Source organism: Desulfosediminicola sp. (assembly GCF_048381775.1).
Classification (GTDB): Bacteria; Desulfobacterota; Desulfobulbia; order Desulfobulbales; family Desulfocapsaceae; genus Desulfopila; species Desulfopila ganghwensis.
This window is the reverse complement of the sequence record NZ_JBLXGE010000029.1, coordinates 1-10,579: the sequence shown is the minus strand read 5'-3', so window position 1 is coordinate 10,579 and position 10,579 is coordinate 1. Positions and strand designations below refer to the sequence as shown.

The window sequence follows — 10,579 nt, the reverse complement described above, 5'->3', positions numbered from 1 at the left end:
CAGTGGAGCCATCTCTGCCGATCCATTTTCAGTTTGAGCAGAAAGTCCTTCTTATGGCATCTATGAGTGATGTGCCACACCTGCCCAGGTAGATAGTGCCTTTTGGCTCTTGCCATAATTTGTCTCGTCCTAAGAAGTTCAATATCTTGATTTTCTTCCCGGAAAAACGAGATATTAACCTGAATCACGATGTTCTTTCAATAGACAAGGACGCTATATCGGGGTGTTATCATGGCCCGACCCCATTCTCTCATTCTCTCATTCTCTTTCTCTTTCCACCCCATTCTCTTTCCGCATCTTCAAAAATGCCGTTGCCTCCATCGTCCATCTTGACGCCGGGTTAGGCGAATTTAAACCTTGAAGACCATTTCAGGTGCATACTTCAATACAAACTTGGCTACATCTTCTCCAGCTATAAGCTCAACTGATTTACCCATTTTTTCACTTAAGTCTTGTACAGCGCTCTCCAAGCTTTCAGTACTAGAAGCTGTAGTGATAATAATACCTGCTGAAGCATCATACTTGTCAATGGCTTCTTCGATTTGTGAAACTGCCTCAAGTGAGTGATGGCTACCATCAAATGACTTAACTTGAACAACAACTTGATTTACAAAATTCAAATTTTTAAATGTTATGATGAGATCAGCACCATAGTCTGTACCCCAGCCAAAGCCATTTTCTTTGACCTCAACAACACCTTCGACCTTTCGAAACACTTTCGCTAAGTAAATTTCTAGATCTTTACTCTTATTCATTTGATGAATCGAAGACGTGATATTTGCTAAAAGTTTGTTCGTTTTTTCTTTAAGATAAAACTCCCCCTTCGACTCACGACTTAACTCAACACTACTGTTACGAATATTATCTATAGATTGGTGAAAATCATTTTCCTCGTAAACTCTATGATAACGAGCTCTAGGTCTAAGATTTACTGATGGTAGAACATTGTCGTCTCGTCTGGAAAATACGCAGATACTATCCTTATCTACAGGGAATGAGTGCCGGAAATCGACCCCGCGAGAGCAATTAAGTCCTGAGTCAAATTCATACACCCCTGTAACTTTTGCAGCCGTACATTGACCCCATTTAGGGGTGTTTATATGAATAATCCAGTCTCCAGGCTTAATGTCTAATAAGAACTGTTGCTTTGAATGCCAATCTGTCCAATTATCTTTGAGTAACAAGTTATGCTTGTCTTCTCGTGACCATCCAAATCGGGAACGACCCTTTAATATAGATTCATAAACTAACTTTCTGTTCTCAGAATCATCAACTTTACTGAATGCCCAAACAGCCATTTTTACTCCTAGAAAAACTCGTTTAACCTAACGTGGAATACAGCGGCGCAAGCCTTTTGCGCGTCCCTTATAACGAATTGTTAGTATATTTTAAAATTCACGGCAATTTCATCACTTCTGTAAGGGGTTTGCTTAGAGACTCAAGTCTTTTTTTAAACTTGTCAGGCCAGTTATCACATAAATATGTATTTTTTAATGGCGAAGATAGCAGAACACACAAATCTTTCACATCTTTATCATCGCTCAAGGGATTCTCACTAAATGTTGATAGAGAATGAGCCGATTTTCTTGAATTAATTATTATTTTTTTACAATTATCTCTTGTCATTCAACTCTTCCCACATAGATTGAGTATTAAATATTATCCCTATGGTATCAGCAATATTTGCCCCAATTTCTTGATGTTGTTTTGAATCAAATATCTTGATTTCTTTTGAATCCACATTCACCACGCCCATATATTCCAGCCCTGACTTAAATGGTATGGATATCCCTGACGAATAGTATTTTCCATAATCTTCTCGTGTGGCTTTAAATTTAGTATCTCCATTATTCCAAACAATTACACAACCAGTCGAGACAGCCTCACCAGCAACACCGTCATTTAGTTCCAAATACGTGCTTTCCTGCGACTCTCTTTGTGGATCAGAATTATGGCAATACCAAGTTGTTTTTAAACGATTATTATTTTGTTTAATCATCAAAGACGCTGTGCAATCAAAACCTGTTATTGTTTTGAATGTATTAGAGGCAACCGTTAAGGCATTCCTGGTGGCCGCTTCAGTGAAAGACATAACCTCTTGTTTTTCACTAGCACAACGCATCAGTGTCACCATATCTCTTGTTCTATGAGATAACCGATGAAATTCAGAGTCAATGATTTTATATCTTTTAAAATATTTGTATTTTCCATATACTTGGTATAAATATCCCAATAATATAGATACCAATACTAAAAGAGTAATTATTGTTAAGTTTTGTTTATCTTTAACAATACCCCAAATACCAATAGCTGTGCCTATATATGTCGCTATAGCAGGTATGCTTAACAATTTCTTTTGCAATTCTTTATCGATCATAATATCATCTCTTAATACACCAGTCAAAATGGTTTTTCTATATGCTAACGACGTCATAACCGGCGACCATCATCGCGTATTTATTCTTCTCTAAACTCTTGCCCCCCACCTAGAGAGAAGAACCGGATGGATATTAAGCATTGCGGATACATTCTTGGCCATGTTTCCTTTCTGGAGGCTGAGCTTGAACTTCTCCGGGTACTTCCAGATCTTTTTAGGATCTATGTTTTTCGCCATCGGGTATCGTTAAGTTGAGTTAATTATTGGTGTCTACTAAATCGCTAAACAACATCTTTCGGCATTTCAATAGACTCATATGAGTTGCTAATACCAGGGTGTCTCCAATCGATATTGTCGTCAGATATGATTTTTACTGGGAATATTTTTCTGCCGACAACAGTAAGTCGAATATCATAGTCTTTATTAATATATTCTTGAAAATATGCTGGACAATATTTTAAATCTTTCAGAGGAACATCGGTGTTAACCATGTTGGTTTGGACCGTATATTTTCTATCGTTGTTAGTTAAAGAACCGATAGAAATAGGCTTGACAATTTGGTCTTTTAGATTCTTCCTACTTTTTATATTTTTGGGCGAATTTCTTATGATTGGAGTCGGTATTTTTAGGCCTATTTTTTTGCCATCAAGCATTGAACAACTTTGTTGTTAGCTATTCTTAGCAAAGAAGGTTTAGATATGCATCTACCAGAATAACTCTCTATAACACTTTCAATGACTGAAAAGATTTCTTTTTGAGCAAAAGAGTGATAAACATCATCTAGTATTCCGCTAAAATTTGGCAAACTGGGTTTTCTATAATAGATCGCATCAATATTGTTTAGCTCGCAACTCCTATTTGGCGACTCTATAATGACATTCTTTTCATCTATGGTCACTTCATAATCGTGGAATAGATCCACATTAAATCTAAAGAAATCAATCTCATTAAATTTGATCAAAAGATAATCTGTTGTTAAATCAAATGAACTAGTAATTACTAATACTCTTGATGGCATATTGATATATTATGAAATAAAAATATTTGGATCTTAATACATAACGTGGAATTAACCGGCGAGCTTCAGCGAGTCCGCGTTTAATGTCTTGTTAGCCGATTTATATATATTAATATTTTAGCACCAATTCAGAATAGAGTAGGATTCGTCTTTAGTTCTTTTTTTGCTTGGTACTCTAGATATTTTGTATCTTCTAATAGATTCTCATGGCGCATACCTTCATTCGCTAATTCATCACATCTTTCATTCTCAAAATTACCAGAATGGCCCTTAACCCATTCAAATTTAATTTTATGCTTATTGCATAAATCGAGAAGTTGGCGCCATAGGTCAGGATTTTCCGCTTTATCTTTTTTGTTTCGTTTCCAACCATTCATTCTCCATTTCGCTGCCCAACCTTGTTCTATACTGTCTACAACGTACTTTGAATCTGTATATAAATTAACCTCACACTCATACTTTAGAGCTTCCAAAGCATTAATGCAGGCAATAAGCTCCATTCTGTTGTTGGTTGTAAGTTTGTACCCACCTAAAATTTCTCTACGATGCTCTCCGTGTATAAGAACGCAACCAAAACCACCTACACCAGGATTTCCTGAACACGCTCCGTCTGTATAAATCGATACATTTTTCATAATTTTTTTTTGGAACTTATTTAGCAAGCTTAGTTCATTTTTTTATAGGGCTAACAAGTAATTATCCGGAAGACTGACTGAAACGGTCCACAACGGCCCCCTCACCCTTCAATCAGCTCCATCCAGATTGTAAATAATTAATAAATCTAGATAAATAGATTGTGCTGATCAAAGCAAGCTGTTAGTGTTCTGCTTCTGGGTAACATTACAAGAAATCATGTTATACCCAATTCACTCCCATGGATTCGGAGGCAGTCATGCTGGTTGTACCTACAGAGGTCAGAGTCAGGTATGCTGAGTTTCTCGCTCAAAGAGGTGTAGCGCAGATATACGTAAATGAATGTCAGGAATGGCTCCGTTACTATCTGGATTTTTGTGAGAAATATCAGCATGAGACGGCAACCACTCGGGGCCTGGATGCCTTTCTTGTAAAATTGACAGAGAAAAATCAAAATGTTGCGATTAGGCAAGAGGCTAAAAGGGCAATTCAGCTTTACCTGGATTTTTTGGTTCTCAATAGAAGTGGTGGCAGTCGCTCAAAGAGACCAGAAAAGAGCGACAGGGTATCCGTCGTTGGGAAGAACACCTTCAAGAGGACTAACGATAGAAGTACCAAGCCCGTTAAGATCGCAACCATTCCACAACATATAGCTGCCAACGAGCCTGGAAGCTCATGGGAAGCTCAATTCGCCGATCTTGAGAATACCATTCGGATGCGGCATTACTCCGACAATACTCTCAAGTCGTACAGGAAATATATCAGGGATTTTCAAACCTATACAAAATCTCTGCATCCTGATCGATTGTCGGCGGAACATGTGAAAGAGTATCTCACCCACCTTGCCGTCAAGAAGAAGGTGTCCGCCTCAACCCAGAACCTGGCCTTCAATTCCCTCCTTTTTTTTTACAGAAACGTACTGAACAGGGAATTCGGCACCATCGATGGCGTTGTACGCGCCAAGAAAAGACCGTATATCCCGGTGGTGTTATCACGGGCGGAAATCGACAAGATATTCAAGGCTATCGATGAACCGTATCTTCTCATTGTCAAACTGTTGTACGGTTGCGGATTACGCCTGTTTGAGTGTTTATCGTTGCGTGTTCATTGCCTGAACCTTGAAGAAGGTATTCTCACCGTCCATGACGGAAAAGGGAAAAAAGATCGTACCGTCCCCTTACCCAAAAATCTGCAAAGAGACCTGCATGGGCAATTGGACATGGTTTATGATCAACATAAAAAGGATGTAGGCAATCGATATGATGGAGTTTTTCTTTTTGACGCCTATGAAAGGAAATCAAAGAATGCTGCCCGTCAATTGATCTGGCAATGGTTATTCCCCGCCCACAAACTCACAAAGGTAAAGGAGACTGGAGAGGTGAAACGATTCCATCTCCATGAAACCCATGTGCAGAGGGCGATCCGGCGGGCGGTGGAAAAGGCCTGTCTCACTAAAAGGGTCACGGCGCACACCTTCAGGCACAGCTTTGCGAGTCATCTTCTTCAAGCAAATTACGATATTCGAACCATTCAGGAGTTACTCGGACATAGCGATGTAAGGACAACCATGATTTACACTCACACAGTAAAAAGTACGACGAAGAAAGAAGCAAAGAGCCCACTTGATTTTTAATATTTTCACCAGCAATAAGGAGTAAAGGAGTATTAGGGGGTAGACCACGATTGATTCTACAAACAGGACACTTGCCAACTATCTTGTGAGTATCATGGATGTCCCCAATATTTGCCTCAGCTAAGGGATTTGCCGGCCGGTTAATGATTTGCTAGCCTTTTTTACATACGTCCCGGTCTAACATGCAAGACTCATCTCCATGCTTTTCAACCTGTATTGTCGAATGCCCAATACCAAAACGGTCATGTAAATGCTGCTGAATTATCGACAAATTATTATTGCCTAAATCATTATCTGTTGTAACCAGATGCACCGATAAGGCTACTTCTGTAGTGCTCATGGCCCAAACGTGTAAGTCATGAATCTGAGATACATTGTCCAGACCTGAGAGGTAGGCCATTACCCCTGCTATATCGATCTGTTCAGGAACCGAATCTATGGCAAGGTTCAGAGAGTCACGCAGCAAAGACAAGGTTCCAACGAGGATGACGGATACGATAAAAATACTGACTAACGGATCAATTACTTGCCAACCTGTGAACATCACAAAGATGCCAGCAACCACGACTCCAAGTGAAACGCCAGTATCGGCAACCATATGCAAATATGCTCCCTTGATGTTTAAGTCTGTTTTCTGACCGGAAACAAAAAGCAATGCAGTAATCGCATTAATGACGACACCAATTGCCGCAACCACAACTACCGTTATTGCTTCAATTGGTTTTGGATCGAATATTCTGCCAATAGCCTCCCAGGTAATTCCTCCAAGTGCGAAAAGCAGCACTATGCCATTAGTTAAAGACGCTATAATTGTTACCTTACGAAAACCATAGGTCCTTTTTTCCGTTGCCGGTTTTCTGGCGAGCCAACTTGCCCCCCAAGCAAGCAACAAACTGAATACATCACTTAAATTGTGCCCAGCATCTGCTATCAGCGCCAATGATCCCGCAGCAACACCGTAGCCTGCTTCTATGACAACGAAGACTATATTCAACAATATCCCAACCGCAAAAGTGCGGTTATAGTTGATTTGCTTATGGTCGTAATCGTGCGCCATTCGTTCTTTCCTGCAGAGCTAACCAAACCGATTGAGCGGCCGGAATCACCCTCATGCTATATAATATTAAGGGATTACAACTTTTTGGAAATCCTGCCCCTTTTCGAGATCCATCGGCACGTAAGTGATATTGTCTTTGCCAAAATCAATGGCCTTCAAGTCAATCACGCGTAGGCGGCTGTTGTACTGTGTTCGGTAATAGTAGCGGAGCGCTTTGGTATCCATCGCCGATGTCCAAATGGTGCTTCCCAGGATGTCCTTTCCCGGAGCATCAACGGCCCCCTTTGGAATGTCGAAGTTATTCAGAATTCGAAATGCCTCTAGAACCGCATCCTCGCCAGTAGCCAGCGGACGCACAGTATTCCGGAGCGCTGTCGCCCGGACAAAGCGGGAAGGCGGCGAGTAATCACCGGGCAGCCCTAACATGCCAGCGCCGACGCCGAGTGGCTTCACTTCCAAATCTCCAACTTTAACGGGCTCCCAAAAGTGGCGATTAATCCAATAGCCGAAAAGAATGACCGCAAGCGGAGTCAAGACTGAAACAATTACCTTTGTTATCTCAAGGCTATTCCAAACTGACTCCATTTTAGGCCTCTTCTTTATATGTGGGTGTACTGTTCACCTAACAAGTAATTATTCAGAAACCGTGCAACTCACATATTGCAGTTTTATGCAGTAAGAAATCCTGTTAGGAGACGTGACTGACACTACGACACGATCAATACCCAAATAGGTCCTTGATCCGTGGTGATTGATAAGATGATGACAGGAATGCCGGATAGAGACACCTGTCACATAAAATCTCGATCTCTACGGTTCACTCGTTCTTCAGGTTGTTTTTCGGCAAGATCTCTATCTTGAGTAAAACCGGTTTTCCGATATCTGCTTTGAGACGTTTCTGTAAGGCGATTCTTTCGTTAGGCGTCAATTGCCGTTCTGACCGGAGTTCCAGATCAACTCGGGCCTTTCCGGATCGAGTTGTAGTAATTTCCCAATTCTCCAATTCCGCATCTAAACCCAGATCTGTAATGTATTTTACCAGTTCCTGTTCAACTTCATCACTCAACGAGGCCTCCATCACTCCCTGGGTTGTCTCAACCACCAGCAGTATCAGCATTGCGACAACGAGTAGACCCGAAGAGATAAACATTTTTTTAAATACATTTATTCGTTCGGCGTACGTGGTTGTATTGAAATCAGGACGAAATCCGAAACTGACAAAAACAAGCGCACTTGCAAACACTATAGCGACAAGGTTACTGAGGAACAGTTTCAGAGCCCCCCAGGCCAGTCCCCAATAGGCGATGGAAAGGCAAGTGCCAACGGTCGCCAAGGGAGGTACAAGTGCAACGGCGATGGCAACTCCTGGCAGCGAATTACTCACGTTCTTGCGACATATGGCATAAGCTGCAGCAACTCCGGAAATCAAGGCGACGCCAAGATCTAATATTGTTGGAGCAGTTCTTTGTAGAATTTGTTCTGTCGGATCACCGTGAAAATTGACTAAACCAAAAATAAACCCGGTCAGAATGGCAATGAGCGAACCTTTAAGCGCTGCAGTAAAGGTCATCCTTAAAAAAGCCATATCCCCATGGATAATTGCCATCCCCATACCGATGATCGCCGACATGAGCGGAGCGACCAGCATCGCACCGATTATGACCGCTGCACTGTTAAGAACAAGTCCGAGGCTGGCAATCCCCGCCGATAAAGCGATCATTGCGAAGAAATCTCTGTTGGGCCTGCCTCCTCTACGAATAATCCTATAGGCCTCGACGCGCTCTTCTTTCGAGAGTGTCGGTATCAGCGCATCCAGAAATGACCAGCCGGTTTGCAGTGCTGCGCCTGCTTTTCCCTGATACTCCCTTAGCAGGATAGTCGGTACGGTGGACTCCGTGATAATAGTATTTCTGACCTCTCCGAATAGTATGCGTACCAGCTGGATGCCCTTACTTGCACCTACGAGAAGGAAATCATGCTTTTCGGCTTCAGCCAGCACAGTATCCTGAACATTACTCCCTCGAAGTACGGCACGTTTGAAGCGCGGATTACCCTGCCACTTGTCCGTTTGCTCGTGAAAGGTTTTTATCCGGCTTGACAGGTCTTCCGGAGAGGCTTCTGGCGGCACCACAATGACTGCTTTTATGGTAAGGTCAGGGTTAACGGATAACGCCGTCTCAATTGCAAAGTGCGTGTTTTTATCATCCTCAAATGGTATCAGGGCACATGTTGAGCCTGAAGGAGTCCAGCCGGTAGGAGCCTTGATAAGATATACTGGACAAGGGGCACGCTGTAGTATTGGATCAAACACACTTCCAGCCAGGTAACGCGATTCGCCCGGTACCTGATCCATAGCCATGCCGAGCACGATTGGCCGAACTCTCTTGATCAGCTTCAGGATGTCCCGGGCTGGTTTGCCGGAACTGACCTCCTGAAGAACCAACCGTTCCCTGTCACAATTCTCAAAAGGTTTGATAAGTTCCTCTAATGACAGGTCAGGCAGGAGGAAAACCAGGAGGAAACCGTTGTGAAGAAGTGCCGTCTTGTAACCGGTTGAGAGCAAGGAGAAGGCGGTGTCCGGATTGGTAATAATTATTGCGACCACATTGTCCCGACCCGGAACCAGCTCTTCCAGCCTTTTGAATTGATCTCCCATATGTTCCTCACTAATAGTTCGGCCAGCACTGGCCTTCATTGATACGAGGTAGACATTCGGAATAAAGCAAATTGTTTCCAAGCTGTTGCGACGTTAGATTAGGAAAATCATTGTAAGTTGCCACATGTGACGTTAGCTGATGGTGCCGGGGCAGTACGTCTCTGGTTCCTATTTCTACGTTCTTCCCATCGAGCTGAAAGATGCTGCTTTTCAAACACCTTTACCTGATTGCTTGGCCATGATCGCCTTTGCATCGTGGAAAAACAGCGAACGTAATTTGTCCCAAAAATCGCCACCCAGAACAAAGAGGCTGATTACCGTCAGGAGGTCACCGATAAGTGCGAAGGTAGGTTCGTTACCTGAGTAGGCAGGAATCTTGCCAGCCGCATAGGGGGCGAGCCAACCGAAAAATAATGGTAAGGCGAACAGCACGAGACCTATTCGATAACGGGTACGACTGACCTCTGCCGGTGGTCCGTACCTCTTAAAGAAACCAAGGACACGTTTTTTTATATAGGCGTAGCCACTTTTACCCAAGACGGCGACCGCGGCGACACCAAGCACTTCCGCACTCACCAGCAAAATACCGGAGATCGTTGCCACGGAAGTGCTTGATAGTTCCATTACCGTAACCAGTGGCACCCCGAGCACAGGCAGCAATATGCTGAGGACAAACAAAGAGATGCCAAACTTGAAGCGCCATCCTGCAACTGGCTGCATATCGGGCTGTACGGCGTCAGTCATCACACACCCCTTTGTCCCTGGGTAAGCAATTGGGATAAAAAAAATATGACACGCTGTTGCATTATCGAGATCTGGAACACCTCTTTTTTGCTTGTGAAATCGGCAACCTTGTCAGGTCAAACACCGGCCTTGAGTTAAGGTACCCGATTTGTCACCCAGGTTTATAGATATAGAAAGAAAGGCGGATGGGAGAATTTCCTCATGCGTAAACAGCTGCTTTAAGCAAATCTCCCCTCATGAGAAAGTGTCCTATAATATTATGGAGGGGTCAACAGGAAAAAAGCTCTACAAAAAGGCCAGGAATCCTGCTCAAAAAAAGGTTTCAGGCTGGTTTGGTAGATTCATATTCAAAGTGCACCACAAGGACCTAAGGTAGGACACAGACGGGTTTCTGGTATATTGAGAAGCACCACCAACTCAATCCCAGAAGGAGCCCTCCTATGTCCTACACACATCTTACT

General features: G+C 42.7%; 12 protein-coding genes and 1 pseudogene. 1 reads left to right on the top strand and 12 read right to left on the bottom strand.

Annotated elements, in window-relative coordinates; translation table 11 throughout:
- The 8 genes and pseudogenes from ACN5NT_RS23675 to rnhA all read right to left on the bottom strand — a co-directional run.
- A pseudogene (locus ACN5NT_RS23675) lies at positions 1-116 on the bottom strand (transposase); the annotation flags it as partial.
- A 234-nt stretch (positions 117-350) separates the two neighbouring features.
- Positions 351-1,298, bottom strand: coding sequence for a restriction endonuclease (locus tag ACN5NT_RS23670; protein WP_419177115.1), 948 nt, complete (start codon positions 1,296-1,298; stop codon positions 351-353).
- A 97-nt stretch (positions 1,299-1,395) separates the two neighbouring features.
- Positions 1,396-1,626 carry a hypothetical protein gene (locus ACN5NT_RS23665; protein WP_419177114.1) on the bottom strand — a complete coding sequence of 77 codons (231 nt, stop codon included), beginning with the start codon at positions 1,624-1,626 and terminating at the stop codon, positions 1,396-1,398.
- The gene (locus ACN5NT_RS23660; RefSeq protein ID WP_419177113.1) at positions 1,613-2,377 is read right to left on the bottom strand and encodes a GAF domain-containing protein; all 765 of its coding nucleotides are present in this window, start codon (positions 2,375-2,377) and stop codon (positions 1,613-1,615) included. Before ACN5NT_RS23660 ends, ACN5NT_RS23665 begins: the two co-directional genes overlap by 14 nt.
- A 90-nt stretch (positions 2,378-2,467) precedes the next feature.
- Entirely contained in the window at positions 2,468-2,614 is a 147-nt protein-coding gene (locus ACN5NT_RS23655; RefSeq protein ID WP_419177112.1) for a hypothetical protein, read from the bottom strand.
- Positions 2,615-2,658: 44 nt separating this feature from the next.
- The gene (locus ACN5NT_RS23650) at positions 2,659-3,030 is read right to left on the bottom strand and encodes a hypothetical protein (protein ID WP_419177111.1); all 372 of its coding nucleotides are present in this window, start codon (positions 3,028-3,030) and stop codon (positions 2,659-2,661) included.
- The gene (locus tag ACN5NT_RS23645; RefSeq protein WP_419177110.1) at positions 3,009-3,395 is read right to left on the bottom strand and encodes an MvdC/MvdD family ATP grasp protein; all 387 of its coding nucleotides are present in this window, start codon (positions 3,393-3,395) and stop codon (positions 3,009-3,011) included. Before ACN5NT_RS23645 ends, ACN5NT_RS23650 begins: the two co-directional genes overlap by 22 nt.
- A gap of 128 nt (positions 3,396-3,523) precedes the next feature.
- The gene (gene rnhA / locus ACN5NT_RS23640) at positions 3,524-4,030 is read right to left on the bottom strand and encodes a ribonuclease HI (RefSeq protein ID WP_419177109.1); all 507 of its coding nucleotides are present in this window, start codon (positions 4,028-4,030) and stop codon (positions 3,524-3,526) included.
- Positions 4,031-4,287: 257 nt separating this feature from the next.
- On the opposite strand from rnhA, the gene ACN5NT_RS23635 reads away from it, so the two are divergent.
- Positions 4,288-5,661 carry an integron integrase gene (locus ACN5NT_RS23635; protein ID WP_419177108.1) on the top strand — a complete coding sequence of 458 codons (1,374 nt, stop codon included), beginning with the start codon at positions 4,288-4,290 and terminating at the stop codon, positions 5,659-5,661.
- 151 nt (positions 5,662-5,812) lie between these two features.
- Here the strand turns inward: ACN5NT_RS23635 and ACN5NT_RS23630 are convergent, their stop codons facing one another.
- The 4 genes from ACN5NT_RS23630 to ACN5NT_RS23615 all read right to left on the bottom strand — a co-directional run bounded on the left by ACN5NT_RS23630 (position 5,813) and on the right by ACN5NT_RS23615 (position 10,118).
- Entirely contained in the window at positions 5,813-6,718 is a 906-nt protein-coding gene (locus ACN5NT_RS23630) for a cation diffusion facilitator family transporter (protein WP_419177107.1), read from the bottom strand.
- Positions 6,719-6,784: 66 nt separating this feature from the next.
- Positions 6,785-7,303: a linear amide C-N hydrolase gene (locus ACN5NT_RS23625; protein WP_419177106.1), complete on the bottom strand. Its 519-nt coding sequence runs from the start codon at positions 7,301-7,303 to the stop codon at positions 6,785-6,787.
- A gap of 232 nt (positions 7,304-7,535) precedes the next feature.
- Positions 7,536-9,374 carry a DUF389 domain-containing protein gene (locus ACN5NT_RS23620; RefSeq protein ID WP_419177105.1) on the bottom strand — a complete coding sequence of 613 codons (1,839 nt, stop codon included), beginning with the start codon at positions 9,372-9,374 and terminating at the stop codon, positions 7,536-7,538.
- 210 nt (positions 9,375-9,584) lie between these two features.
- Positions 9,585-10,118 (bottom strand): transporter suffix domain-containing protein, encoded by a 534-nt coding sequence (locus tag ACN5NT_RS23615; RefSeq protein WP_419177104.1) that lies wholly within the window; start codon positions 10,116-10,118, stop codon positions 9,585-9,587.
- Positions 10,119-10,579: the final 461 nt, after the last annotated feature.

Coding starts and splice junctions, on each gene's coding strand:
- ACN5NT_RS23670 (WP_419177115.1), bottom strand. CDS start 1,298: ATGGCTGTTTGGGCATTCAGTAAAGTTGATGATTCTGAGAACAGAAAG.
- ACN5NT_RS23665 (WP_419177114.1), bottom strand. CDS start 1,626: ATGACAAGAGATAATTGTAAAAAAATAATAATTAATTCAAGAAAATCG.
- ACN5NT_RS23660 (WP_419177113.1), bottom strand. CDS start 2,377: ATGATCGATAAAGAATTGCAAAAGAAATTGTTAAGCATACCTGCTATA.
- ACN5NT_RS23655 (WP_419177112.1), bottom strand. CDS start 2,614: ATGGCGAAAAACATAGATCCTAAAAAGATCTGGAAGTACCCGGAGAAG.
- ACN5NT_RS23650 (WP_419177111.1), bottom strand. CDS start 3,030: ATGCTTGATGGCAAAAAAATAGGCCTAAAAATACCGACTCCAATCATA.
- ACN5NT_RS23645 (WP_419177110.1), bottom strand. CDS start 3,395: ATGCCATCAAGAGTATTAGTAATTACTAGTTCATTTGATTTAACAACA.
- rnhA (WP_419177109.1), bottom strand. CDS start 4,030: ATGAAAAATGTATCGATTTATACAGACGGAGCGTGTTCAGGAAATCCT.
- ACN5NT_RS23635 (WP_419177108.1), top strand. CDS start 4,288: ATGCTGGTTGTACCTACAGAGGTCAGAGTCAGGTATGCTGAGTTTCTC.
- ACN5NT_RS23630 (WP_419177107.1), bottom strand. CDS start 6,718: ATGGCGCACGATTACGACCATAAGCAAATCAACTATAACCGCACTTTT.
- ACN5NT_RS23625 (WP_419177106.1), bottom strand. CDS start 7,303: ATGGAGTCAGTTTGGAATAGCCTTGAGATAACAAAGGTAATTGTTTCA.
- ACN5NT_RS23620 (WP_419177105.1), bottom strand. CDS start 9,374: ATGGGAGATCAATTCAAAAGGCTGGAAGAGCTGGTTCCGGGTCGGGAC.
- ACN5NT_RS23615 (WP_419177104.1), bottom strand. CDS start 10,118: ATGACTGACGCCGTACAGCCCGATATGCAGCCAGTTGCAGGATGGCGC.